This is a genomic window from Modicisalibacter sp. 'Wilcox', assembly GCF_010993675.1.
Taxonomy (GTDB): Bacteria; Pseudomonadota; Gammaproteobacteria; order Pseudomonadales; family Halomonadaceae; genus Modicisalibacter; species Modicisalibacter tunisiensis.
In genome coordinates this window covers 22,410-46,936 of record NZ_WNXF01000004.1, presented here as the reverse complement: position 1 = coordinate 46,936, position 24,527 = coordinate 22,410, and the positions used below count along the sequence as shown (strand labels likewise).

At 67.1% G+C, this 24,527-nt stretch carries 25 protein-coding genes; 12 read left to right on the top strand and 13 right to left on the bottom strand.

What is annotated here, in order from left to right; all coding sequences use genetic code 11:
* Nucleotides 1-359: 359 nt before the first annotated feature.
* Both G7A98_RS04925 and G7A98_RS04920 read left to right on the top strand, forming a co-directional pair.
* Nucleotides 360-968 carry a helix-turn-helix domain-containing protein gene (locus G7A98_RS04925; RefSeq protein ID WP_346427261.1) on the top strand — a complete coding sequence of 203 codons (609 nt, stop codon included), beginning with the start codon at nucleotides 360-362 and terminating at the stop codon, nucleotides 966-968.
* A gap of 86 nt (nucleotides 969-1,054) precedes the next feature.
* Complete coding sequence (locus G7A98_RS04920; protein ID WP_163648373.1) at nucleotides 1,055-1,258, top strand: hypothetical protein; 204 nt, start codon at nucleotides 1,055-1,057, stop codon at nucleotides 1,256-1,258.
* Nucleotides 1,259-1,390: 132 nt separating this feature from the next.
* Here G7A98_RS04920 and hppD read toward each other — a convergent pair whose 3' ends face one another.
* Nucleotides 1,391-2,491, bottom strand: a complete 1,101-nt coding sequence (hppD, locus tag G7A98_RS04915; RefSeq protein ID WP_163648372.1) for a 4-hydroxyphenylpyruvate dioxygenase — start codon at nucleotides 2,489-2,491, stop codon at nucleotides 1,391-1,393.
* Between the two features lie 236 nt (nucleotides 2,492-2,727).
* Nucleotides 2,728-3,318 carry a LysE family transporter gene (locus G7A98_RS04910; RefSeq protein ID WP_163648371.1) on the bottom strand — a complete coding sequence of 197 codons (591 nt, stop codon included), beginning with the start codon at nucleotides 3,316-3,318 and terminating at the stop codon, nucleotides 2,728-2,730.
* A gap of 92 nt (nucleotides 3,319-3,410) precedes the next feature.
* On the opposite strand from G7A98_RS04910, the gene G7A98_RS04905 reads away from it, so the two are divergent.
* On the top strand, nucleotides 3,411-4,307 hold the full coding sequence (locus tag G7A98_RS04905; protein WP_163648370.1) for a LysR family transcriptional regulator ArgP: 897 nt from the start codon (nucleotides 3,411-3,413) through the stop codon (nucleotides 4,305-4,307).
* 30 nt (nucleotides 4,308-4,337) lie between these two features.
* Here G7A98_RS04905 and fdhA read toward each other — a convergent pair whose 3' ends face one another.
* Together fdhA and G7A98_RS04895 are read right to left on the bottom strand one after the other, a co-directional pair.
* A complete protein-coding gene (fdhA, locus tag G7A98_RS04900) occupies nucleotides 4,338-5,531 on the bottom strand; it encodes a formaldehyde dehydrogenase, glutathione-independent (protein WP_163648369.1) in 1,194 nt (397 codons plus the stop codon).
* Between the two features lie 147 nt (nucleotides 5,532-5,678).
* On the bottom strand, nucleotides 5,679-5,981 hold the full coding sequence (locus G7A98_RS04895) for an MTH1187 family thiamine-binding protein (protein ID WP_163648368.1): 303 nt from the start codon (nucleotides 5,979-5,981) through the stop codon (nucleotides 5,679-5,681).
* A gap of 197 nt (nucleotides 5,982-6,178) precedes the next feature.
* Between G7A98_RS04895 and cfa the strand changes: the two genes are divergently transcribed.
* The gene (gene cfa, locus G7A98_RS04890; protein WP_163648367.1) at nucleotides 6,179-7,330 is read left to right on the top strand and encodes a cyclopropane fatty acyl phospholipid synthase; all 1,152 of its coding nucleotides are present in this window, start codon (nucleotides 6,179-6,181) and stop codon (nucleotides 7,328-7,330) included.
* Between the two features lie 424 nt (nucleotides 7,331-7,754).
* Here the strand turns inward: cfa and G7A98_RS04885 are convergent, their stop codons facing one another.
* The 4 genes from G7A98_RS04885 to G7A98_RS04870 all read right to left on the bottom strand — a co-directional run bounded on the left by G7A98_RS04885 (nucleotide 7,755) and on the right by G7A98_RS04870 (nucleotide 10,185).
* Entirely contained in the window at nucleotides 7,755-8,213 is a 459-nt protein-coding gene (locus tag G7A98_RS04885) for a MarR family transcriptional regulator (protein ID WP_163648366.1), read from the bottom strand.
* 135 nt (nucleotides 8,214-8,348) lie between these two features.
* A complete protein-coding gene (locus tag G7A98_RS04880) occupies nucleotides 8,349-8,741 on the bottom strand; it encodes a group II truncated hemoglobin (RefSeq protein WP_163648365.1) in 393 nt (130 codons plus the stop codon).
* A 72-nt stretch (nucleotides 8,742-8,813) separates the two neighbouring features.
* Complete coding sequence (locus G7A98_RS04875; protein ID WP_163648364.1) at nucleotides 8,814-9,482, bottom strand: alpha/beta family hydrolase; 669 nt, start codon at nucleotides 9,480-9,482, stop codon at nucleotides 8,814-8,816.
* A gap of 124 nt (nucleotides 9,483-9,606) precedes the next feature.
* Nucleotides 9,607-10,185, bottom strand: a complete 579-nt coding sequence (locus G7A98_RS04870; protein WP_163648363.1) for a DUF99 family protein — start codon at nucleotides 10,183-10,185, stop codon at nucleotides 9,607-9,609.
* A 68-nt stretch (nucleotides 10,186-10,253) separates the two neighbouring features.
* Here G7A98_RS04870 and G7A98_RS04865 point away from each other — a divergent pair, with 68 nt between their 5' ends.
* Nucleotides 10,254-12,227, top strand: a complete 1,974-nt coding sequence (locus G7A98_RS04865) for a RecQ family ATP-dependent DNA helicase (RefSeq protein ID WP_163648362.1) — start codon at nucleotides 10,254-10,256, stop codon at nucleotides 12,225-12,227.
* Between the two features lie 30 nt (nucleotides 12,228-12,257).
* On the opposite strand, the gene G7A98_RS04860 is transcribed toward G7A98_RS04865, so the two are convergent.
* Together G7A98_RS04860 and G7A98_RS04855 are read right to left on the bottom strand one after the other, a co-directional pair.
* Entirely contained in the window at nucleotides 12,258-12,599 is a 342-nt protein-coding gene (locus tag G7A98_RS04860) for a zinc ribbon domain-containing protein YjdM (RefSeq protein ID WP_163648361.1), read from the bottom strand.
* 115 nt (nucleotides 12,600-12,714) lie between these two features.
* Nucleotides 12,715-13,632 (bottom strand): LysR family transcriptional regulator, encoded by a 918-nt coding sequence (locus G7A98_RS04855; RefSeq protein ID WP_163648360.1) that lies wholly within the window; start codon nucleotides 13,630-13,632, stop codon nucleotides 12,715-12,717.
* A gap of 150 nt (nucleotides 13,633-13,782) precedes the next feature.
* Here G7A98_RS04855 and G7A98_RS04850 point away from each other — a divergent pair, with 150 nt between their 5' ends.
* The 5 genes from G7A98_RS04850 (at nucleotide 13,783) to G7A98_RS04830 (ending at nucleotide 19,511) form a co-directional block, all read left to right on the top strand.
* On the top strand, nucleotides 13,783-14,916 hold the full coding sequence (locus tag G7A98_RS04850; protein WP_205596219.1) for a 4-oxalomesaconate tautomerase: 1,134 nt from the start codon (nucleotides 13,783-13,785) through the stop codon (nucleotides 14,914-14,916).
* Nucleotides 14,917-14,971: 55 nt separating this feature from the next.
* Nucleotides 14,972-16,102 (top strand): tricarboxylate transporter, encoded by a 1,131-nt coding sequence (locus G7A98_RS04845; RefSeq protein ID WP_163648359.1) that lies wholly within the window; start codon nucleotides 14,972-14,974, stop codon nucleotides 16,100-16,102.
* A 69-nt stretch (nucleotides 16,103-16,171) separates the two neighbouring features.
* Complete coding sequence (locus tag G7A98_RS04840) at nucleotides 16,172-18,139, top strand: tripartite tricarboxylate transporter permease (protein WP_163648358.1); 1,968 nt, start codon at nucleotides 16,172-16,174, stop codon at nucleotides 18,137-18,139.
* Nucleotides 18,140-18,282: 143 nt separating this feature from the next.
* On the top strand, nucleotides 18,283-18,408 hold the full coding sequence (locus tag G7A98_RS16795; protein WP_276207473.1) for a hypothetical protein: 126 nt from the start codon (nucleotides 18,283-18,285) through the stop codon (nucleotides 18,406-18,408).
* Nucleotides 18,408-19,511, top strand: a complete 1,104-nt coding sequence (locus G7A98_RS04830; RefSeq protein WP_163648357.1) for an AbrB family transcriptional regulator — start codon at nucleotides 18,408-18,410, stop codon at nucleotides 19,509-19,511. The genes G7A98_RS16795 and G7A98_RS04830 overlap by 1 nt, the downstream gene beginning before the upstream one ends.
* Before the next feature lie 4 nt (nucleotides 19,512-19,515).
* On the opposite strand, the gene G7A98_RS04825 is transcribed toward G7A98_RS04830, so the two are convergent.
* The gene (locus tag G7A98_RS04825; RefSeq protein WP_163648356.1) at nucleotides 19,516-21,192 is read right to left on the bottom strand and encodes a diguanylate cyclase; all 1,677 of its coding nucleotides are present in this window, start codon (nucleotides 21,190-21,192) and stop codon (nucleotides 19,516-19,518) included.
* Between the two features lie 279 nt (nucleotides 21,193-21,471).
* On the opposite strand from G7A98_RS04825, the gene G7A98_RS04820 reads away from it, so the two are divergent.
* Together G7A98_RS04820 and G7A98_RS04815 are read left to right on the top strand one after the other, a co-directional pair.
* Nucleotides 21,472-21,654, top strand: coding sequence for a metallothionein (locus tag G7A98_RS04820; protein ID WP_163648355.1), 183 nt, complete (start codon nucleotides 21,472-21,474; stop codon nucleotides 21,652-21,654).
* Between the two features lie 218 nt (nucleotides 21,655-21,872).
* Nucleotides 21,873-23,282: a PhoH family protein gene (locus tag G7A98_RS04815; RefSeq protein ID WP_163648354.1), complete on the top strand. Its 1,410-nt coding sequence runs from the start codon at nucleotides 21,873-21,875 to the stop codon at nucleotides 23,280-23,282.
* An 80-nt stretch (nucleotides 23,283-23,362) separates the two neighbouring features.
* Here G7A98_RS04815 and G7A98_RS04810 read toward each other — a convergent pair whose 3' ends face one another.
* On the bottom strand, nucleotides 23,363-23,590 hold the full coding sequence (locus tag G7A98_RS04810) for a hypothetical protein (RefSeq protein ID WP_163648353.1): 228 nt from the start codon (nucleotides 23,588-23,590) through the stop codon (nucleotides 23,363-23,365).
* A 90-nt stretch (nucleotides 23,591-23,680) separates the two neighbouring features.
* Nucleotides 23,681-24,319, bottom strand: a complete 639-nt coding sequence (locus G7A98_RS04805; protein WP_205596218.1) for a DUF938 domain-containing protein — start codon at nucleotides 24,317-24,319, stop codon at nucleotides 23,681-23,683.
* Nucleotides 24,320-24,527 lie beyond the last annotated feature (208 nt).

Below are 24,527 nucleotides of genomic sequence, written 5' to 3'. Positions count from 1 at the left end.
CCGAGCTCTCGGCGCCTTTTTCTTCCTGGCCTTGTGCCGAGTCCCGTGTCGCGATTCGCCCACACTTTTCGTCCTGCCGGTGCCCGGGGTATAACGGTCCAGAATGGCGCCCTCCTTGCGGAGTCATCGGGAAAGCACGCTCAGATCATGGTGGCGAATTTCCTTCAGCTTTTCCGAATATTTATCGGCCATCGCGCGCCTGTTGGCGGCTTCCCGCGTAAATGAGTGACGGAAAAGCACACTTTTTTACGGGAATCATCACCCACGGCACCCGTCAATTTCTCGACAAAGCGAGTCTCATTAACCCGAAACATACTTCGGTGGCGACTGGCTATGCTAGGCGTTCACGTTACGGCGAGATGCAATCAATGGATGCGTTGGGTTCCCGAATAAAAGCGCTGAGACTGAAGGCAAACCTGAGCAAGGCCGCCCTCGCCCGGCGAGTCGGTGTTTCTGATGTGACCATTTCCTACTGGGAGTCGGGCACCATCAGACAGATCGGCCACGAGCGCCTGCTGGCCCTGGCCGACGCCCTTGACTGTACCCTGGGTGATCTCCTCGAGGACACGCCGGCCCCCTCGGCCACCATGGGCATACTGCCCCTCCATGCCCGGGAGGCGGTCCCCTGGGAGCGCCATGATGCCTCGCTGATCTCGCTGCTGGGCGACCTGCCCCTGGCCCGGGTCGACAAGGACTGCCACCTGGTCACCCCGGGCCAGGGCGAGCGCTTCGACTTCCTCGACAGCGGCGATCTGGCCGCCATCCGCCCGCTCGACACCTTCCAGGGCGACGGCCTGTACCTGGTGGCCTACCTCGACCGGCTGGCCATTCGCCGTCTCGACCGCACACCGGCGGGCGACCTGCGCATCGGGGAAGAGCACGGTGCCCCGGAAACCCTCTCGCTTGCGGCCCTGCCCTTCCGCCTGCTGGGCCAGCTCCGCGCCCGCTGGCAGCTGCGCGACGCCTGAGAGACACCCAGGCGAGATCGGACCCGGCTTGCGACCCGACGCGGGAATGCTACGTTATCGGCAGGTTCCAGAGGGAGGAAAGGCTCATGCCGCTGTTCGACAGTTACGAGGCAGCCGGCGACTGGTACGCCGCCAGCGACTACAAGGACATGGCCTGGTACGACGGCTTCGAGGAGGAACAGCTGATCGAGTTCGCCTACCGCCATGGCTCGGACCACGACGGCGAGGACGACCTGATCGCCGCCTTCCTGCGCGAGCAGGGCGAGGATCCCGCCGAATACGGCCTGTAAGCCTGGCCGCCGTCGGCATTTCGGGACACGCACTCCGAGACGGAAATACCCTGCCCCGGCGTCTCGCCGGGGCAGTGCTCTCGGGCCGAGCGCCCGGAGGCGTCGGCCCTTGCTCATCGATGATGGCGGCGTCTAGTCGGCCTTGAGCACGCCACGGCGAATCTGGTCTTCCTCGATGGATTCGAAGAGCGCCTTGAAGTTGCCCTCGCCGAAGCCCTTGTTGCCCTTGCGCTGGATGATCTCGAAGAAGATCGGACCGATCACCGTATCGGTGAAGATCTGCAGCAGGATCCCCTCCTCCGGCGCGCCGTCGATCAGCAGGTTCAGCGCCTTGAGGTCCTCCAGGTTCTCGTCATGGTTGGGCACGCGCTGGTTGACCTTCTCGTAGTAGGTCGCCGGCGTGGTCATGAAGCGGATGCCGTTGTCGCGCAGCGCCTTGACCGTCGCGTAGATGTCGTCCGTGGCCAGCGCGAGATGCTGGATGCCTTCCCCGTTGTACTCGCGCAGGAATTCGGCGATCTGCGAGTTGTCGTCGGCGGACTCGTTGATGGGGATGTGCATCTTGCCGCAGGGCGCGGTCATGGCCCGCGAATGCAGACCGGTCATCTTGCCCTCGATGTCGAAATAGCGAATCTCGCGGAAGTTGGCAATGGCCGTGTAGAAGCTGGCCCAGACATCCATCTGGCCGCGGTCGACATTGTGGGTCAGGTGGTCGAGCATCTTCAGACCCACGCTGCGGGCGTTCCTCTCGGCACCGGGGATGGGTTCGAAGTCGATCTCGTAGATGCTGCGCCCATCGGCGTCACGCTTGTCGTCGACGAAGTACAGCAGCGAGCCGCCGATGCCCTTCACGGCCGGAATGCCGGCCTCGCCGGGGCCGACGGGATTTTCCACCGGTTCGGCGCCCTTCGCCACGGCGTGCTCGAAGGCCTGGCGGGCATCCGCCACCTTCCAGGCCATGGCGCAGGCGCTGGGGCCATGCTTGTCGGCGAAGGCGGAAGCCTGGCTGTTCGGCTCGGCGTTGAGCACGAAGTTGATGCCCTCCTGCTGGAACAGGGTCACCTGCTTCGAACGGTGCCGGCGGGTCTCGGTGAAGCCGAGCTGGCGAAACAGCTGACGCAGGCCCTCGCGCTCCTCGGCACTCGGCGCGGTGAACTCGACGAAGGCAAAGCCATCGGTCCCGATCGGGTTGCCCTGGGTTTCACGGGGGGAAATGCTGGCCGGTGCGGTCATGAGCCTTCTCCTTGTTGATGTCATGGCAGGGAACGGCGCCGTCGAGGGACGGCGAATGGCTCCCAGCCTAGGCGTCCGGCCGGCCGGCGAGAATGGCCGATTGCCGGCATCACGGGCCCCGCGATGCCGCCACGGGCGCCCGTCGCGTCAAGAAAAGCTGACAGCCGAACCAGCCCACGCCAGTGGCTTTCACGAGTGGCCGAAAACCCTGACAAGGCGTAACGAAACATTGACGCTCAGGTCACCAGCTGCGCCGCCACCAGCAACAGGACACCCCCGATCACCGCATCGATGCCCCGCCACACGTCGGGATGCGCCAGCCGGGGTGCCAGCCACCCGGCCGCCGCCACCAGGCCGAAGAACCACAGCCCCGACGCGCTCATGGCCCCGGCATAGAAGCCGCCCGGGCTGGCCTGGACGGCACCGATGGCGCCCAGCATCACCACGGTATCGAGGTAGACATGCGGATTGAGCAGGGTAACCGCCAGGGTCTCGGCCGTGACGCCCCGACGCGAGGCTGCCAGCGGCGCGGCGGCCAGGCCGGCGGGGGCCACGGCACGCCGCCACGCCTGAAGCGCCTGCCAGATCAGGAATACGGCCCCGCCCCAGCGCGCCGCCGTCACCAGCAGCGACTGCGAGGCGATCAACGGCCCGAGACCCAACCCGCCCAGACCGATCAGCAGTGCGTCGCAAGCGGTACAGATCGCGGCGACACGCCACGGTGAGCGACCCCGCAGCCCCTGCGCCAGCACGAAGGCGTTCTGCGCACCGATGGCCACGATCAGCCCGGCGCCGGTCGCCAGCCCTTGAAGGGCGGATGCCCACATGATGTCGCCTCCCTGGCCCTGGAAGACGACAGGTTAGGTTTGACGCTACAATAAGTGAAATTAATTCAAGGAATGGATGATTAACCTGGCTGATGCTTGACTACAAACTTCTCCAGGCCTTGGCCGCCGTCATCGACCAATCCGGCTTCGAGCGGGGCGCCAAGCATCTGGGCCTGACCCAATCGGCCGTTTCCCAGCGCATCAAGCTGCTCGAGGCCCGACTGGGACAACCGGTACTGATTCGCACGCCCAAGCTAGCCCCCACGGCGCTGGGACGTCGGCTGCTCAATCACGTCCAGCAGGTCCGCCTGCTCGAGCATGACCTGCTCGACCAGATTCCCGCCCTGGGCGAACGGGAACAACGGCTGCGTCTGGCGATCAACGCCGACAGTCTGGCCACCTGGTGGTCGCCGGTCACCGGCGCATTCTGCCGGCAGCACGACGTACTTCTCGACCTGGTGGTGGAGGATCAGGACGTAGCCCTGAAGCGCATGAGGGATGGGGAAGTCGCCGGCTGTATCTGCGCCACGCCGCGCCCGATTCAAGGAGCGCGCCAGCATCCGCTGGGCTACATGCGCTACCGGGCACTGGCCAGCCCGAACTATGTCGCTCGCCACTTCCCCCGCGGCCTGACTCATGAAGCCCTGCGGGAGGCGCCCGCCATCGTCTTCGGTCCGGACGACCGGTTGCAGCACCGCTATCTGGAAATGCGGGGCTTTCGGGAACCCTTCCCCCACCACCTGTGCCCCTCCTCGGAAGGGTTCATCCAGCTGGCCGAAGCGGGTATGGGATACGGACTGATTCCCGAGCGACAGGTCACCCGGGAACTGGCGGGCGGCACACTGGTGGACCTGGACCCCGGCTGCTATATCGACGTGCCGCTCTACTGGCACCACTGGCGGCACGGCGGCCAGGTACTGGACGCACTGACCGACCACCTGCTGGCGCAGTGCCGGCACTGGCTGATCCCCTTCGCCAGCCCCCAGTGAGCCGGGACGCCTTGACGCCCCGGCCCTCGATCACGCCGCCAGGCTGCCGTGGGGGTCGATGACGAATTTCTTCGCCACGCCGCCATCGAAGTCGGCATAGCCCTGGGGCGCCTCGTCCAGGGAAATGACCTGAACATTGACGGCCTTGGCGATGTCGATGCGCTCGAAGAGAATCGCCTGCATCAACTGGCGATGATAGCGCATCACCGGGCACTGCCCCGTATGGAAGGAATGCGCCTTGGCCCAGCCCAGTCCGAAGCGCATCGACAGGTTGCCGTGCTTGGCCTCCTGGCTCTCGGCACCGGGATCCTCGGTGACATACAGCCCCGGGATGCCTACCTGGCCGCCGGCCCGGGTCACGTCCATCATCGCATTGAGCACGGTGGCCGGCTGCTCGTGACTGTGGTTGTGGCCATGGCAGCGCGCCTCGAAGCCCACGGCATCCACCGCGCAATCGACCTCGCGCTCGCCGAGGATGGCTTCCAGCATGTCCGGCATCGGCGTGTCCTGACGCAGGTCGAGGGTCTCGCAACCGAAGCTGCGCGCCTGGTCGAGCCGTTGCGGATTCATGTCGCCGACGATCACGCAGGCGGCGCCCAGCAGACGCGCCGAGGCGGCGGCGGCCAGCCCCACCGGGCCGGCGCCGGCGATGTAGACCGTGCTGCCCGGCCCCACACCCGCGGTCACGCAGCCGTGATAGCCGGTGGGAAAGATATCCGACAGCAGCGTCAGGTCGCGGATCTTGTCCATCGCCCGGTCACGGTCGGGGAAGCGCAGCAGGTTGAAGTCGGCGTACGGCACCATGACGTACTCGGTCTGGCCGCCGACCCAGCCGCCCATGTCGACATAGCCGTAGGCGGCGCCCGGCCGCGCCGGGTTGACGTTGAGACAGATGTGGGTGTTGCCTTCCTTGCAGTTGCGGCAGCGGCCACAGGCGATGTTGAAAGGCACCGAAACCACATCGCCGACCTTGACGAACTCGACATCGCGGCCGCATTCGACCACCTCGCCGGTGATCTCGTGGCCCAGCACCAGCCCCGGTGGCGCCGTGGTGCGACCCCGCACCATGTGCTGATCGCTGCCGCAGATGTTGGTGGTGAGCACCTTGAGGATCACGCCGTGCTGGCACTGACGATTACCCAGGGCAAGCTCGGGAAAGGGAAGAGACTGCACCTCGACATGACCGGGGCCCTGATAGACGACCCCGCGGTTGGCTTGACTCATGGCTGGCGTCCTTTGTCGTTGTTCCTGTCACCGCACCCACGGTGACGACCTCGACCAGCCTAGCCCCGGCGCGAGGGAGGCCACTGTGCTCAGAAAGGCATCGGCATGCCTGAACGAGACAGCCGCACGACATCCCCCCGTCTCGCCTCAGTGCCGAAGCAGGTCTTCGACGCTGGCCACCTTGTCATCCATGCTCTGCTCGCGATCGGTACGCGTGCCGACCTTGAGCGTGGTGTTGATGCGGGGTGCCCCCATGGCGTGCACGGCTTCATGGCAGCGCTTCACCACGGCGAAGACCTCGTCCCACGGCCCCTCGATATTGGTCCCGTAGGCATGCATGCGATGCACCAGGCCGGCCTCCTCGATGATCGTCTGGCACGCCGCGACATGCCGGGATACGGAAACGCCGACGCCCATCGGCACCAGGCAGAAATCGACAATGACCTGCATGATTCACTCCTTTCGCGATCCGTATGACTGATTGCTCGTGGTCTATGCTGTTGAGCAAGGCTATTGCCACCATAGACTGAGCCTCTTGCAGGTCGCCAAGTCAATTAGCAAACTAAACGAGAGCTGTGTACAGCGGCAAGGATTGCCTTGCCCGAAAACCGTATCGCGCAACGGCGCCCCAGATAACGGAGTTCGGCATGACCAGTGACACTCGCATCGCCCCCATCGCACTGCCCGACACCCGCGCCCGACGCGTCATCGAGAGCCTGCTCGACGGCTCGGGTGTCGCGCTGAACGGCACCTCGCCCTGGGACATTCAGGTACACCATCCCGACTTCTTCTCGCGAGTTCTTCACCAGGGCACGCTCGGCCTCGGCGAGTCCTACATGGAAGGCTGGTGGGAATGCGAGCGCATCGACGAGATGACCCATCGCCTGCTGCGTCACGGCCTCGGCGAGCATGCGCACACCCCCTCCGAGCGCCTGATGTACAAGCTCCAGGCCGGCTTCTTCAACCTGCAGAGCAAGGCGCGGGCCTACATTGTCGGCGAGGCGCACTACGACCTGGGCAATGACCTGTTCGAACGCATGCTCGATCCGACCATGTGCTACTCCTGCGGCTACTGGAAGGACGCCGAGACACTGCACGAGGCCCAGGTGGCGAAACTCGATCTCGCCGCCCGCAAGCTGGGCATCGAGCCGGGCATGAAAGTGCTAGATATCGGCTGCGGCTGGGGCAGCTTCGCCGAGCATGCCGCACGCCATTACGGGGCCCACGTCACCGGCATCACCATCTCCCGGGAGCAGGCCGAACTGGCCCGCAAGCGCTGCGAAGGCCTGCCGGTCGAGATCATCCTCGAGGACTATCGCGATCTGGAAGGCCGCTTCGACCGCATCGTCTCGATCGGCATGTTCGAGCATGTCGGCCACCGCAACTACCGGACCTATTTCGACACCGTGGACCGGCTGCTGGCCGACGACGGCCTGTTCGTGCTGCACACCATCGGCTCCAACAACTCCGAGATCAGCGCCGACCCGTGGATTCACAAGTACATCTTCCCCAACGGCATTCTGCCGTCGATCAAGCATATCGCCCAGGCGACCGAGGGGCGGCTGCTGATGGAGGACTGGCAGAATTTCGGCGCCGACTACGATCGCACGCTGATGGCCTGGCAGGACAATTTCGACGCTCACTGGCACGAGATCGCCGACAACTACAACGAGAAGACCCGCCGCATGTTCCGCTACTACCTGGGAGCCTGTGCCGGCGCCTTTCGCGCCCGGGACATCCAGCTCTGGCAGGTGGTCTTCTCCAAGGGGCGGCCGGGTCGCTACGACAGCCCGCGCTGAACGGTCGCGGCTGCAGGAAACTGCTGACTCGTCTTCGGGGTCGAGGCTGACGCGATCTGTGGCATGACGCGCGCTTCATTTCGGGCGTATAGCGTGACGCTTTGTGCGGATCCGGTTGCCGATCGGCGGCAGGCTTCTGCTCCTGGACCAGCGCATGGCGTCACCCGATGCCCCCGATCTCACGCGGTCCGATGCCGCGGAGAGTCCCGACCTTCTGATCTGGCATGCCCGTGTCCGGGGAGAACCGGGGCATCACCGAGTACCGGAACGACATCGCCGAATCACTGCTCGAACGTGTCGATCGGCGCGTCTACACCGCCAGGCGCAACGGCCGCCACCGGGTCTTCAGCCGACCTGAAACTCCGCCGGGCGTACGGGTGGGGACGCAAGAGAAAGTCATGACGGGAGGAGTCGGGAAGCAGGCTCAATAGCCTTTCAACCAATGCTCCGCATTCGACTCGATGTGGCACAGCACACGGTGGAACGCCTCGTGATCGGCCGGTGCCAGTCCCGACAGGATCAGGGTCCTGACCTCATCGGCACGCGCCTCGAGCGTGTTCAGCATCTCACGGCCCGCAGCGGTGAAGTAGATCTGGCGAACACGACGGTCGCCGTGCGGCGTACGGCGCACGATCAATCCCTGCTGCTCGACCTGGGCCAGGGTCCGTGACAGCGACGGCAGCTCGACGCCCAGCGAGTCGGACAGCTGCTTCTGGGTGGTGCCATCGCCCATGTGGTGCAGCATGAACAGCACCGTCCAGCGCGGCTGGGTCAGCCCCGAGGCGGCAACGGTGCGGTCCACCACCGCCCGCCACAGGCGATGGACATGGCCCAGGCGCATTCCCAGCGAGGCATCGGCATCAGGCAGGTATTTAGTTTGCATGTCAAATAGACTATCACATGTTAGCCAACTAATAAATTATACCTAAAACAACTGCCGGCGAAAACGCCTTCTCCTGGCGCTCGCCCAAGCCACCGGCAGCAAACGATAGGAAATGACCCCGGCCAGGCCAGACGCTCAGTGGCTCCGACAGAGCTCCGCCGGGTGAGACAAGCGCTCCAGCAGGTAGCCACGCAGTTCCGGCGCCACGCCCATCTCGTCCAGCGCCGTGGCCATGCAGGCCAGCCAGGCGTCGCGTTCCGCCGGCCCGATCGGCAGATGGCGATGGGCGCGAGGGATGGCGATCGGCCCGAAGCGCTCCCGATAGCGGCTGGGACCCCCCATCCAGCCGATCAGGAAGGTCGCCAGCTTGTCCCGGGATTGGGCGAGGTCGTCAGGGTGCCAGGCACGAATCGTTCGCGCCTCGGGCAGCCGCTCCATCGCCGCATAGAAGCGCTCGACCAGTTCGACCACCGCGGCCTCGCCCCCCAGGGCGCGCAGTGTGCTGTCACCCACGCCATACACCGTCATCGTTTCTCTCCTCCTCGGCTCGTCGCGCACCAACGGCGAAAAGGGACATTGTGCCAATGCGCCCGCCCCGGGTCATGGCGTCGAGCGCTGCGGGGCGAGATGCTCGAGGAACCACTGGGCGGCAAGACGCTGCACCTCCTCGAGCTTGCCCGGCTCCTCGAACAGGTGAGTGGCACCGTGCACGGTAACCAGCTCGCAGGGCGCGGTCATCCGCTCTCGTGCCTGTTCGTTGAGGTCGATGACCTGATGATCACGCCCGCCGACCAGCAGCAGCGTGGGCGCCGCGACCCGTGCCAGGGCCGTGTCGGCAAGATCCACCCGCCCCCCGCGCGAGACCACGGCGTGCACCGCCTGCGGCCGTTCGGCGGCAGCAATCAGTGCCGCCGCCGCGCCGGTACTGGCACCGAACAGGCCGATGGCAAGCCCGCGGGTGGGCGCGTTCTCGACCACCCAGTCCACCGCCCCGGTCAGACGCCGGCCGATCAACGGGATGTCGAAACGCAGCTCGCGGGTGATCTCGTCGATGATGTTCTCCTCGGGGGTAAGCAGGTCGAATAGCAGCGTGGCCAGCCCCAGCGAGGCGAGGTATTCGGCGACCTGGCGATTGCGGGTACTGAAGCGGCTGCTGCCGCTGCCATGGGCGAACACCACGATGCCGGTGGCGCCCTCGGGCAGGATCAGGTCACCTTCCAGCCCGACGCCGGCAGCCTCGAGCGTGACGGTCCGGGGCGAAAGCATCATGGTCGGCCTCCTTGCCGCAGACGGCGGCAGAAGCGGAATTGGTGGGATCACGCGGCCTTGCTTGAGTGTAGGAACGCCCCGACGCTTCGCTCCAGTGACTCGACTCGACAGCCACCCGCGAGGCTCAGGTGCGCCCCCGGCTCTCGCCGCGGGCGATCCCACCGGCGATCAGGTGGGCGGTGCGCAGCGGCTCGGGAATCCGCCCCTCGAGTGCGGTAGTGCGGATCACCCGCTCGGCCTCGTCACGGCTCAGCCCCTGGCGCTGGACGTACACGCCGGCCAGCGGCTCCATCGGCCCCAGCCGGGCGATCCACGCCCACTTTCGCGAACCGCCGGGAATGTGCGCGAGCAGGGCCTCGCGAAGCGCCTCGGGACGCGGCGCATGACGGGCCACCACCAGCACCGGCAGCCCCGAGAGCCGATGCAGGCGCGCCGCATCGACGACGTTGAAGCCGGCCAGCGCCACGCCCTGCAGCAGGATCAGCTGCAGCTGTGCGGCAAAGCGCGTCCCGCTCGTCAGGCGCAACAACTCGCGGGTGGCATCGAGGCCGTCGCGCTCGACGCGCCCCGACACCACGCCGGCCAGTCGGCGGCCCGAGTACATGGCGCCGATCACGGTCACCGGCCCGCAATGGTCGCGCGCGAAGGGGCAATCGTCGAAGCCGACGATGTGCGAGAATGTACGCGGCTGGCGAGCGGTCATCGGCGCCCCTCGAGTGACGAATGCCGTTCCCAGCATAGCCCCCGCCGCCTTCACCGCCAGGAGTGGTCATGATCGAGCAGACCCTGCAGAACGTCTTCGGCTACGGCGAGTTTCGCCCCGGCCAGCGGCCGGTGATCGAGGCGGTGACGGCCGGACGCTCGGCGGCGGCGATCTTTCCCACCGGCTCCGGCAAGTCGCTGTGCTATCAGCTGCCGGCGCTGCACCTGCCGCACCTGACGCTGGTGGTCTCGCCGCTGCTGGCGCTGATGCAGGACCAGCTGGCGTTTCTCGAGCGCCACGGCATCGCCGCGGCGAGCATCGACTCCGGTCAGAGCCGCGAGCGCACCGCACAGGTGATGGCGGGCGTGAAGCGCGGCGAGATCCGCATCCTGATGATCTCGGTGGAACGCCTGAAGAACGAGCGCTTCCGCACCTTCATCAAGGGCGTGCCGATCTCGCTGCTGGTGGTCGACGAGGCCCACTGCATCAGCGAATGGGGCCACAACTTCCGCCCCGACTACCTCAAGCTGCCCGACTACCAGCGCGAGTTCGCCATTCCCCAGGCGCTGCTGCTCACCGCCACGGCGACGCCCCGGGTGATCGACGACATGGCGCGGCGCTTCGCCATCGCCGCCGACGACGTCACCACCACCGGCTTCTACCGGCCCAATCTCAACCTGCTCGTCGAGCCGCTGGCGGCCGAGGCCAAGCCACGCCTCCTGCGCGACTGGCTGCGGCCCCGACTGGCGGGGGACGCGCCGCAGCCGAGCATCGTCTACGTCACCCTGCAGCACACCGCCGAGCGGGTCGCCGGCTACCTGCGCCAGGCGGGACTCGACGCCGTCGCCTACCACGCCGGCCTCGACGCCGAGAGTCGCGAGCGCATCCAGCGCGACTTCATGAACGATGGTGTCGGCGTGATCGTCGCCACCATCGCCTTCGGCATGGGCATCGACAAGCGCGACATCCGCAACGTGGTGCACTTCGACCCGCCCAAGTCGCTGGAGAACTACAGTCAGGAGATCGGCCGAGCCGGCCGCGACGGCGAACCCTCCGACTGCCTGGTGCTGGCCGGCGGCGACAACCTGCGGGTGCTGGAGAACTTCGTCTATGGCGACACGCCGGAACCGGGCGGCATCCGCACGGTGATCGATGCGATCCTCACCGAGCGCGAAGGCAATCACTGGGAACTGATCCTCAACCGGCTCTCGCAGCGCAGCGACATCCGCCCGCTGCCGCTCAAGACGCTGCTGGTGCAGCTCGAGATGCGCGGCGTGATCGCCCCGCGCTACGCCTACTTCGCCGAGTACCGCTTCCAGTACCGGATCGAACCCGACGAGCTGGTGGCACGCTTCTCCGGCGAGCGCCGCGACTTCGTGGCGGCCATCGTCGCCGCCGCCGAACGCGCCCGGACCTGGTGCCAGCTGGACTTCGAGGCCCTGCACCGCGACGGCCGGGAACGTGGTCTGGACACTCGACGCGCACGGGTGATCGCCGCACTGGACTACTTCCACGACCAGGGCTGGATCCGCCTCGAGACCCGCCAGATGACCGAGGTCTACGAGGTCCTGCAAAGCGACGTCGACCCCGAGCGGCTCACCGCCGAGCTGCACGCCGACTTCCGCGCCAAGGAAGCCGCCGAGATCGCCCGAATCCACGCCATGCTGGCATTCTTCGAGAGCGACACCTGCCTGAGCCGTCGCTTGGCCGAGCATTTCGGCGACGAGCGCGCCCCCCGCCGATGCGGCCACTGCTCGGTGTGCGCCGGACGCGTGGCGCGCCTGCCCGAACCACCGGCACCGCAGCCCCTGGCCGAGCGGAATTTCCCCGAGCTTGCCGGCGAGTTCCTCGAGCGCGACGCCGACGAGGGCGATCCGGCGGGCCGCGAACTCGTCACCCGCTTCCTGTGCGGGCTGACCACGCCACGCCTGACCCGGCTCAAGGCGCGCCGGCTGCCGGGCTTCGCGGCGCTGGAGGGCTATCCCTATGGAGAAGTGCGTGACTGGGTCGCGCGGCACCTGACCGCCCGCGAAAGCCGCTGAAGCGGCCCGAGCGCCCCATCGCCCGGCGGGTTATACCTTCTTGACGAACTCCGACTTGAGCTTAATCGCGCCGATGCCGTCGATCTTGCAGTCGATGTTGTGGTCGCCGTCCACCAGGCGGATATTCTTGACCTTGGTGCCCACCTTCACCACCGACGACGACCCCTTGATCTTGAGGTCCTTGACCACGGTGATGGTGTCACCGTCCTGCAGGAGATTGCCGTGGGCGTCGCTGACCACCGGCGTGTCGTCGTCAGTCTCGACCGCCCCATCGGCGACCCACTCGTGGGCGCATTCCGGGCAGATCAGCAGGTCCTGATCCTGGTAGGTGAATTCCGATCCGCACTGCGGGCAGGGAGGCAACTGGCTCATGAACGATGTCCGATAACAGAGATGAGCGCGCAGTGTAATCGGTCGCGACGCATTGCCCAACCTGGCTTCCGTCCACCGTGCCGACCGACGCGCATTTGCCGGGTACCCCGCCCGATCATCCGTGCCCCGGCCCACCTTCGTCGCCCCACAGTGCCAGCAGCGTCTCGATGAACAGCTCGGCGGTGCTCGAGAGGTGGTGATCGTTGCGCTGAATCAGGCCGATGGTGCGCTCGATTCGCGGTTCGGGCAGGGGTCTCGAGCAAAGCGTGTCATGGTCGGCACCCGGCATGGTCATGCGCGGCAGGATGGCGACCCCCAGCCCGGACTCCACCAGCCCGAGCGATGTGGAAAGGTGCTGGACCTCGTAGAAGCCGTTGAGACGAATGCCCTCCGAGGACAGCACGTTGTCCAGCAGGGTGCGATTGCCGCTGTCGCGACTGACGGTAATCATGCGCACCGCTTCCAGATCGGCCCAGGTGATTGTCTCCTTGGCGGTCAGCGGATGGTCGGAGCGCAGCGCCAGCACGAACGGATCACGCAACAGTGGCGTGAAGGAGACCTCGGGCAGCTGCGGACTGATCATGTTGATGCCGAAATCCGCCTCCCCGTTGACCACTCGTTCCAGGCCCTCGTTGGCGCTGACATCGAGAATCCGGATACGGATCCCCGGCCATGCCTCGTTGAAACGCCGGATGACGCTGGGCAGGAAGTAGAACGCCGCCGTGGGCAGGCAGGCGATGGTCAGCGTGCCCTTCTGGTGGGTCGCCAACTCACGGATGCCGAGGATCGACGATTCATAGTCGTCGATCATCCGGCGGGCCCGCGGCAGGAAGTCGGCGCCGATCGCCGTCAACCAGGTACGCCGCGTGGTGCGCTCGAGCAATGTCACTTCGAGCGCTTCCTCCAGCTTCTGGATACGCCGCGATAGCGCGGGTTGTGACAGATGAAGGCGCTGCGCCGCCTCGTGAAAACTGCCCAGATCGGCAACCTGGACGAAGGCCTGCAGGTCGAGAAACTCGATGCGATGCTGCATAAACGATTCTTGCATTGAAAATATGTTATTGAACAAATTATCACATTAATACTTTTACCACATCGAATGCGCATTTTATTTGCATTTGAGGCATTAAAAAGCCGGTGACATGCTCGTTTCATGAGTTCAGGCACGGAAAGTGAAACGGCAATGATCCACAGCATCCCTTGCATCATCATGCGCGGCGGCACCTCCAAGGGCCCCTTCCTGCGCATGAGCGACCTGCCCGAATCGGTGGAGGCACGAACGGAGACACTGCTCAACCTGATGGGTGCCGGTCATGCCCTGCAGATCGACGGCATCGGTGGCAGTGACCCGTTGACCAGCAAGGTGGCGATCGTCGAACGCTCCGACCATCCCGACGCCGACGTCGATTACCTGTTCGCTCAGGTCGACGGCCCCGGACGCCGCGTCGACTTCAACCCCAACTGTGGCAACATGCTCTCGGCGGTCGGCCCCTATGCCATCGAGACCGGGCTGGTCGAACCGCAAGACGGCATCACCGTGGTGCGGGTTTGCAACCTCAACACGCAACGCCTCATCGAATGCCACGTCCCCACGCCGGGACGCCAGGTGGATTACGAAGGCGACACCCGCATCAGCGGCGTGCCGGGGAGCGCCGCGGGTATCCAGCTCAGCTTTCTCGATGTGGTGGGCACCAAGACCGGCGCCCTGCTGCCCACCGGCCAGGCGCGGGAGATCATCGACGGCATCGAGGTGACCTGCCTCGACGCCGCGACCCCGACCCTGCTGATCGCCGCCGAGGCCTTCGGCCTGACAGGCGACGAAACGCCCGCCGAACTCGACGCCAACGGCCCCATGCTCGCCCGCCTCGAGGCCATCCGCCGCGAAGCCGGGCGGCGCATGGGGCTCGGCGACGTCAGCCACGGCGTGCTGCCCAAGCCGGTTCTGCTGTCGGCCCCCGGCACCACCGAGGCGACGCTGCGCGCCCGCTACTTCGTGCCGCACCGCTGCCACAAGGCGCTCGCCGTGACCGGTGCCATCGCCCTGGCAACGGCGATCAGCGTTCCGGGGACCGTCGCCAACCGTATTGCCACCGCGGCGGGCCGGCTGACCGACGGCGAGTCACTGGCGCACGTGCGTCTCGAGCACCCCTCGGGCTACATCGATCTCGATGTCGAGCACCGCGGGCAGGACCCGCATGACGTCGCCCGGGTCTCGCTGGTCCGCACCGCCCGCAAGATCATGGCCGGCACGCTGTATTATCCCGGCACCACGCCCGATCACCGGCCGGCCGCTGCCATGACGGCCAGGACCGGCTAGATCGTAGTCCATCCGACGAATCCCAAAGAGCGACACAACAACAAGGAGTCACGCCATGCGCCCCTTGAAATCCCGACAGACTCTCGCCACCCGTCTGAAGCGCGCCGCCGGCCTCGGCCTGCTGTGCGCCGGCCTGAGCCCGCTGGTCCTTCCCGCGACGGCGAACGCCGCGGACCCCGACGTCCCCGATACCATCAAGTGGACCATCCCCTTCGGGGTGGGTGGCGGCACCGATGTCTGGGCACGCTTCTTCGCGCCCTGGTTCAGCGACTACCTGCCCGGCAAGCCGACCCTCGTGATCGACAACGTGCCCGGTGGCGGCTCGATCAACGGCGCCAACCTGTTCGCGGTCCGCGCCAAGTCCGATGGCAGCCAGTGGCTGGGTACGTCGGCCTCGACCCAGTACCCGGCCATGCTCGGCGACCCGCGGGTGCGCTACGACTACGCCGACTGGAAACCGATCCTCGCCACCCCGACCGGGGGCGTGGTCTACGCCTCCCCCAAGATGGGCAAGGACGCCGACAGCGCCCTTAAGGCCCTGCTGAAACAGCCGGTCAAGCTGGCCGCACAATCTCCCACCGGGGTCGAACTGCCGGTACTGATCGCCCTCGAGATGCTGGGCGTCGACATCGATCCGGTATTCGGCATGCGCAGCCGCGGTGAAGGTCGCCTGGCCTTCGAGCGTGGCGAGGCGACCATCGACTTCCAGACCACCTCGGCCTACCTGAGCAACGTCCAGCCGCTGGTCGACGACGGCAAGGCGATCCCGCTGTTCAGCCTCGGCGTGCTCGACGACGACGGCAACATCGTGCGTGATCCGACCTTCCCGGATCTGCCGACCTTCAACGAGATCTACCAACAGACCCAGGGCAAGGCGCCGTCGGGCAACGCCTACGAGGCCTATCGCAAGTTCTTCGCCTCCGGCTACGCCCTGCAGAAGCTGGTGATGGTCCCGGTCGACACCCCCGAGTCCCTCGTCGAAACTTACCGCCAGGCGGCTCGCGAGTTCATCAAGACCGACAAGTTCAAGGAAGAAGCGGCCGCCCAGCTCGGTCCCTACACGCCGATCGTCGGTGAGACGGTCTCCAAGCACCTCGAGGATGCCATGGCGATCAAGGACGAGACGCGCCAGTGGCTGATCACCTGGCTGGCGGACAAGTTCGACGTCCACCTGGCCACGCGCTGATCTCCCCGGCCCCGTTGCATCGCGCCGGGGCCGGCACGATTCCGACACGACAACGCGAAGAACCACGCCATGCTCGACATCCTTCTTTCCAGTCTGGGGCAGGTGTTCACCCCGTCCCATCTTCTCTACATGCTGCTCGGGGTCAGTGTCGGCCTGGTGGTCGGCATCATCCCCGGCCTCGGCGGTATCGCCGGCATGTCGCTGCTGCTGCCCTTCCTCTACGGCATGGACCCTTCGGTGGCCCTGGGCATGCTGATGGGGCTGGTGGCGGTGATCCCCACCGGCGATACCTTCGCCTCGGTGCTGCTGGGCATCCCCGGCTCCAGTGCCTCGCAGGCCACGGTGATCGACGGCTTCGCCCTGGCCAAGCGCGGCCAGGCGGCCCGGGCGCTGTCCAGTGCCTTCCTGTCATCGATGATCGGCGGCCTGATCGGCGCTGCAGTCCTGACCGGTTTCATCCTCATTGCCCGGCCGCTGGTGCTGGCGTTCTCCTCGTCGGAACTGTTCATGCTGACGCTGCTGGGCCTGTCGATGGTCGCCGTGCTTTCGGGGCGCGACCTGTTCAAGGGGCTCGCCGCCTGCGGACTGGGCCTGCTGGTCGGCGGCATGGGCATGGCTCCGGCGACCGGCGAGTTTCGTCTGAACTTCGGCCTCGACTACCTCTATGACGGCCTGCCGCTGGTCGTGGTGGGCCTGGGCATCTTCGCCCTGCCCGAGATCATCGACCTGCTGGTCCAGCGCGGCGCCATCGCCAGCGAACCCTGTCGTCTCGGCGAGGGCTGGCGCCAGGGCTTTCGCGACGTGCGGCGCGAGCGCGGCCTGGTGGCCCGTTGCGCGGGGTTCGGCAGCCTGATCGGGACCATCCCCGGGCTGGCCGGTTCGGTCGTCGACTGGATGACCTATGGCCACGCCGTGCAGAGCGCCAAGGACAAGAGCGAGTTCGGTCGCGGCGACATCCGCGGCGTCATCGCCCCCGAGTCGGCCAATAACGCCTGCGCCTGCGGCGCGATGGTGCCCACGCTGCTGTTCGGCGTCCCCGGTTCGGGCAGCGCGGCGGTGTTCCTCGGCGGCCTGCTCCTGCTCGGCCTGCAACCGGGCATCGGCATGATCGAGACCCACCTCGATCTGACCTATACCATCATCTGGTCGCTGGCGCTGGCCAACATCCTCGGTGCCGGCCTCTGCCTGGGGCTGGCCGGCCCGGTGGCCAGCCTCACGCGGGTGCGCTTTACCATTCTCGCCCCATTGATCACCGTGCTCATCCTGTTCGCCGCCTACCAGGCGACCCGGGCCACCGGCGACCTGGTCGCGCTGGCCGCCGTCGGTGCCATCGGCGTGCTGTTCAAGAAGGCCAACTGGTCCCGCCCGGCCTTCCTGATCGGCTTCGTCCTGGCACCGGGTGCCGAGACCTACTTCTATCAGGCGGTCCAGTTCCAGGGCAGCGCGGCGTTCGCCCGCCCCGGCGTGATGATCATCGGTGCGCTGATCCTGGCGGTGCTGTTCATCCCCGCCCTCAAGGCGCTGTGGCTGAAACGCCGCCAGGCAAGAGTGAATGGCGACACCGCCGACACCGAAGCGGCGATCCTGGCCGAGCGGGCACGGCCCGTCTTCGGCGCGGTGGACGTCGTGCTGCTGGCGGGGCTGCTGGGTCTGGCCGCGTTCGCCTGGAGCGATGTCGCCGGCCTCTCGCTGCTGGGCAGCGTGTTTCCCAAGCTGGCCATCGCGATCATGGCGGTGGGCTGTCTCGCCGAGACGGCGCGCTACGTCCTTCGCCGGCCCCAGTGGCAGGGTCAGGCCTGCCGGGAGGAACTGATCTGGCTGGCGGGCTTCTGCGCGCTGATCGCGGCGATCATCGGGCTGGGCTTCATCAGTACGGCGGCGATCTTCTGTCTGGCTTTCCTGGTGGGCATCGCCCGACTCAAGCCGTGGACATCGGCGGGAATGGCCGTCGGCGTGGTGGTCTTCCTGGTCGGCATGGCGCACTTCCTGACGCTGACCTACCCCAGCGGGTTGCTCGATCCCTGGCTGTTCAGCTGAGCCCCGCCCGGAGCGGCCGTCATCCCGCCATCGCGGGTGGCGGCCCCTTCCCCGGCATTTCCTCCTCTCGACTCAACCATTACCCTGCGAATGGCTTACACTGTCGCCACGACCTCCTTCCGTTCCCACGACCGGGGTATTCCATGCTCGAACTCGATCCTCGAACCACCGCCCTCGTCCTCGTCGACCTGCAGCGCGGCAGCGTCGGCATGCCGCTGGCGCCGCGCAGCGGCGAGGTCGTGGTCGGTGCCGACCTGGCACTGGCCTGATGCCCGGCGGCGCCCGAGCCCCGACATTCGACCTGGCCTCGCGCAGCCCCGCGGTGCAGTGGCTGGCCCTGAGCCTGCTTTCGGCGCTGCTCGCCGTCGCCCTGGTGAGCCTGAACGTGCCTGCCGGGCTGCTGCTCGGGCCGATGGCCGCCGCCGTGGTGGTCGCCGTGGGGCGGGGACGGGTGCGCGTGCCTCGGCGGCCGTTTCTGCTCGCCCAGGCGAGCATCGGCTGCCTGATCGCCCAGAGCATCACCGTGCCTATCCTTCACGAGATCGGCCGGCACTGGCCCACCTTCGGCCTGGCGGTGGTGGCGGTGATCGCCGCCAGCAGCCTGCTCGGCTGGCTGCTGGCACGCTGGCAGGTACTGCCGGGCACCACCGCGATCTGGGGTTCGGCACCGGGCGCGGCCACCGCCATGGTGCTGATGGCCGAGTCGTTCGGCGCCGACGTGCGACTGGTCGCTTTCATGCAGTATCTGCGGGTGGTGATCGTGACCCTGGTCGCCTCGCTGGTGGCCTCGTTCTTCATGCCGGAAGGCGCCGGCGGTGCTTCGTCCGGCCGGGAGTGGTTCGTTGCGGTGGAGCCTGCCGCCCTGGCAATGACACTGGGCGTGATCGTCCTTGGCGCCGTCACCGGCCGGGTTTCGCGCCTGCCCGCCGGCCCGCTGCTGGTAACGCTGGTGGGAGCCACACTGCTGCAGGATCTCGGCGGCGTGACCCTCGCGCTGCCCGCGCCCCTGCTCGCCGTCAGCTACGCCTTCGTCGGCTGGAACATAGGCCTGCGCTTCGACCGCGCCATCCTCGTCCATGTCGCCCGCTCGTTGCCCGGCGTGCTCGTCTCGATTGTCTGCCTGGTGGCAATCTGCGGGGGCTTCGCTGTCCTGCTGGTGGTGTTCGCCGGGCTCGATCCGCTCACCGCCTATCTCGCCACCAGCCCCGGCGGCGCCGACTCGGTGGCGATCATCGCCGCCTCGACCCATGTCGACGTGGCCTACGTGATGGCGATGCAGCTCGCCCGCTTCGTGCTGGTGCTGCTGTTCGGACCGCACCTCGCGCGATTGATCGCCAGACAGGCCAGGCGCCGCCGGCCCGAGGCGCCCTGACGAGTCAGCGCGGCGTGCCGGACCCGCGAGCCCCGATCACGCAGTTGCGACCGGCCTGCTTGGCCCGATACAGGTGCTGATCGGCCACGTTGATCAGGGCATCGCTGCCGGCGACGTCGGACGCCATGACCGCGATGCCGGCGCTCAGGGTGCACTGGAAGTCCCGCTCGTCGCCATGGAACGTCAGCGCGCCGAAGGACTCGCGCAACTCGTCGAGCACCTTGAAGGCCTGGGCGCTTTCGCAGTCATTGAGCACCAGCAGGAACTCCTCGCCGCCGTAACGGCCGATCAGGTCACTCTCGCGAAGCCGGCGGCGCAGCAGGTTGGCCAGCGCACGAATCACCTCGTCGCCGGCCAGATGACCGTGGGTATCGTTGACCGACTTGAAGTGATCGATGTCGAGCATGGCCAGGCACAGGCTGGCATCACGCCGCCGGGCCTGGGCAATGGCGGCCTGCAGCCGCGCCTTGATGTCGGCGTGCTTGAGCAGGCCGGTCAGGCCGTCGCGGGACAGCGCGGCGGCCAGCTCCCGGGAGCGCCGGGCCCGTGCCGTGACCGCGGCAACCAGCGCCTCGGGCGCGATCGGCTTGGTGAGGAAGTCGTCGCCGGCCTTGGTCATCGCCTCGAGCTGCGCGCCGGCATCGAGCGCGGCCGACAGGTAGATGATCGGCACCTGCAGCCAGCGGGGATGGTAGCGCACGATCTGGGCCAGTTCGGGGCCGCTGCACTGGGGCATGTGCACGTCCAGCACCAGCACGTCGGGCGCGAACCCCTCCATGGCCTCGAGTATCCCCTCGGGGCGGCTGAGGGTCATCACCGTGAAGCCGACCTCTTCCAGCAACAGGCGATGATAGGTGTGCATCATCTCGTCGTCATCGACCAGCAGGACCCGTGCCGGCGGCAGGCGATGCCGGCGCAGGTGCGTCTCGAGCATGTCGGCCAGCCGGATCGGATCCAGCGGATGAGAGATGATCCCCACGACGCCGGCCCGCACGGCCCGCAGCTGGTCCTCGAAGGCCTGGGCCCGGCTGGTGACGAACAGCGGCAAAGGCTCGGCGAACAGGTGCTGCACCGCCTCGCCGATGGCCAGGCCATCCTCGACCGCCAGGTGCAGGTCGAGGATCAGCGCATCGGGGCGCTGCTCGCGGCACGCCCGCTCGAGCGCCTCCCCCGTGCCGAACCGGCAGGTCCGGTAGTGGAAGCTCTCGAGCATGCGGCACAGCTGCTGCCCCGTGGCATCGTCGTCATCGAGCACGAAGATCAGCGGCTGGCGGGATTCCCGGTCTTCCGGTGCCCGGGCCACGACCGGGGAGTGCAGCAGGTCGTCGGCGATGGAGAGCCGCTCGGGAGTCAGCGACTTCACCAGCGCCGGCAGGGAGCCGAGTTCGCGCAGGAAGACCCCGGCGTCGCCGGAGGCGCCGGTCTGCAGGATCCGCTCCAGGCGATGCTCCAGCAGCCGACAGATTTCACTGGCCTCCTGAAAGCCGAAGGTGCCCGCCGAACCGGCGATGCGATGCAGCCGTCCGCGAACCGGCTCCCAGGGAGCGCCGTTCAGGATGGGATTGCCCAGCTCCTGCGCCCGGGCCGACAGATCGGCGCACTCCCGGCCGAGCCAGAGCCCGTAGTCATGGCGCATGCGCTCGAGCCTGGCCCGAATATCGGCGTTAGCCATGGGAGTCATGCAACGTCCCTCCCGACCGTCCCGCACCGTGCGGCTGGCCCGCCCGGCCCGCCGCTTTCCGTGCCGCCCGTGTCATGGCGACCCTCGACTCGCTGTCCTCGACCTGCAGAACACGACGCCCCTCCGGCATGACCCACCTCTGCCCCTGATCCGACTGTTTACCCTGCCCACTTTTTCGCAGCGTGTCACTCGCCCCGCCGACCCCGGCAGGCGCTTGCCACACCCGAGCTTCCCCCTTCTACACTGAATCCCATCATGACATGGTAACGGAGGCTTCGAATGGACGAGAAACGCATCTGCGAGTGCCCTTATTGCCAGTGCGTCGTGCCCGACACGGCGCTGCCGGTCAACGGCCACTACTACTGCTGCTCGGCCTGTGCCAGCGCCCATCCCGACCGTCAGCCCTGCCAGGATGCGAACTGCGACTGCCATCAGCACGGCTGGGGCGGCATCAAGACGTGACGCGACAGCCGCCGTTGCGTGAAACGCCGTGACTGGCGTTTCACGCCAACTCGTCCCATCTTGACGGAAAGGCTCCCGCCCGGCCTCCCGACCCAAGGAGAACCATCGACACGCGACTCCCGCCACCCCGTTCAGGGCTCACGCCCGTGGTTGTCATCATCGCGCCATGCTCGGCTGTCAGCGTCGAGCGGGCCATCAACCAAGGAGTGCTCACGCCGATGGTACGTATCGACAAGAAGGCAACCCGCCTGTATGTGCTCGACACCAACGTCCTGATCCACGACCCTGCCGCCCTGTATCACTTCGAGGAGCACGATGTGGTCATCCCCATGACCGTGCTCGAGGAACTCGACAAGCACAAGAACGGCCTGCGCGACATCGCCCGCACCGCGCGCCAGGTCAGCCGCACCCTCTCCGAACTCACCGCCAGCGCCACCTTCGACGAGATCCGTGCCGGCATTCCACTCCCCGGCACCGGCCAGACCGGACGCCTGCGCTTTCTCTGCTACAGCGACCTCAAGCCGCTCGACCCGCTCGAGGACAGTCCCGACAACCGCCTGCTGGCCGAGACCTGCCGGCTGCGCGACGAACGCCCGGATGCCTCGGTCATCCTGGTGACCAAGGACATCAACCTGCGCGTCAAGGCGGCGGCGCTCAACGTGCCGGTCGAGGACTATCGCAACGACCGCGCGTTCAGCGACAACGACGCCATGATCGAGGGAGCCCGGGTCTACGCCCAGGCCGGGCCGGATGGCGCCGGGCTCTGGGAGTCCCTCGACGTCGAGGTCAGCGTCGAGCGTATCGACCAGCAGACCTGCTATGCACTGACCGGCGCGCTGCCCGATGACTGGCATGCCGGCATGCTGGTGGCCGACAGCGACAACGGGGCCGACTTCGAGGCCATCGTGCGCGAATGCGGGGTCGGCGGCGCCCGGCTCGAGCTGCTCACCAACTACCGCCATCACGCCGGGGTCTGGGGCGTGCACGCCCATGACAGCCGGCAGAACTTCACGCTCAACCTGCTGATGGACCCCGAGATCGACCTGGTGACCATCGCCGGCACCGCCGGTACCGGCAAGACCTACATGACCCTGGCCGCCGCCTTCGAGCAGACCTTCGACCAGAAGCGCTTCGAGCGCATCGTCTTCACCCGCGCGCCGATCCCCATGGGCGAGGATATCGGCTTCCTGCCGGGCACCGAGGAGGAGAAGATGTCACCGTGGATGGGCGCCTTCCACGACAACATGGACAACCTGCTGCGCGACGAGCGCGACGGCACCACGAACTGGAGCGAGGGCGCCACCCGGCAGCTGATCGGCTCGCGAGTGCAGATCCGCTCGCCGACCTTCATGCGCGGGCGCACGCTCAACGACACCTTCCTGATCATCGACGAGGCCCAGAACTTCACCCCCAAGCAGCTCAAGGGGCTGATCTCGCGGGCCGGGCGCAACACCAAGATCATCTGTCTGGGCAACGTCGGCCAGATCGACACGCCCTACCTCACCGCCAACACCTGCGGCATGGCCGCGGTGGTCGAACGCTTCCGCGACTGGCCGCATGCCGGCCACATCACCCTGAAGAGCGTCGAGCGCTCGCGGCTGGCCATGGCCGCGGAAGACCTGCTGTAGAAGGCGCCACACACGACGACGCCGGCCCGGCGGCTCGCACGACGGGCCGCCAGGCCGGCGTCACCGGGCCGGGAAACGGGTCAGTGCCGTGCGTTCACGGCCTTCTCGAGCAGCGCCTCGCTTTCGCTGCCGGGCCCCTTGCGCAGGATCTCCTGCGCCTCGTGATAGAGGCACACATAGGCGTTGCAGGAGGCACAGAACACCTTGTCGTCGGGATTGTGGACCTCGGACACCCGCATCAGATGGCTGCCGCACGCGGGGCACCCCACCGGCAGACGAAAATCCTCGGACAGGTCATGATCGGTCATTGGCACTCACTCCCTTGATGGTGAAGGCAGGGCCGCAATCGACCCTGCCTCCAGTGTTTGGGGCATCGGCCCGATTATCAAGCACCCGGCCTATCGAGCCCCCTGCCGCCGCAGCACCACGCCCACATTATTGGCCGGCAGTTCCACGACCTGCTCGAGGTGCAGCCCGCTGGCACGCGCCAGGGTCGACACCGCCGCCAGCGAGCGCAGGCCCCAGCGGGGATCGCGGCGGCGCAGCTCGGCATCGAAGGCCTCGTTGCTGGGTGCCGTCGGCACGCCGTCGCGCAGGAAGGGGCCGTAGAGGAACACCGGGGCGCCGGCCGGCAGGCGGTCGCCGGCCTCGCCGAGCAGGGCCTCGGTCACCGACCAGGGGGCGATGTGCAGCAGATTGATGGCCACCAGGGCGTCGAAGGCATCGACCGGCCAGGGGCGCCGCTCCACATCCAGGGCCAGCGGCTCGGCAAGGTTGCCGAGGGCGCTCTCCGCTCGCCAGGCGGCGATCGAGGCCCGGGCCGACTCGCTGGGATCACTGGGCTGCCAGCGCACGTCCGGCAACGCCGCGGCAAAATGCACGGCGTGCTCGCCGGTACCGCTAGCCAGCTCCAGCACCGTTCGAACCCCGCCCAGCAGCGGCGCGAGCGTGGCCAGAATCGGCTCGCGGTTGCGCTGGGCCGCCGGGCTGGACAGGCGTTCGTCCGAATGGCCCGTCATCGGGTCCATGCTCTGCATCGTGACACTCTCCTCGGTACCTTGCTCGGTACTCGCCTGGGTATCGGCGGTGACGCTCCGATTCGTCCTCGCTCGGGTGCCATCCCGTTCAAGTTTTGTCGGCTACAGGCCGATAAGACGTCAAATGCGGTCTGCCATGCCAGGGATCAGGGCGCGGCGCCATTTTCGCCACCGCGGGTCATCAAGCGTCAGGAACGATCAGTCTTGC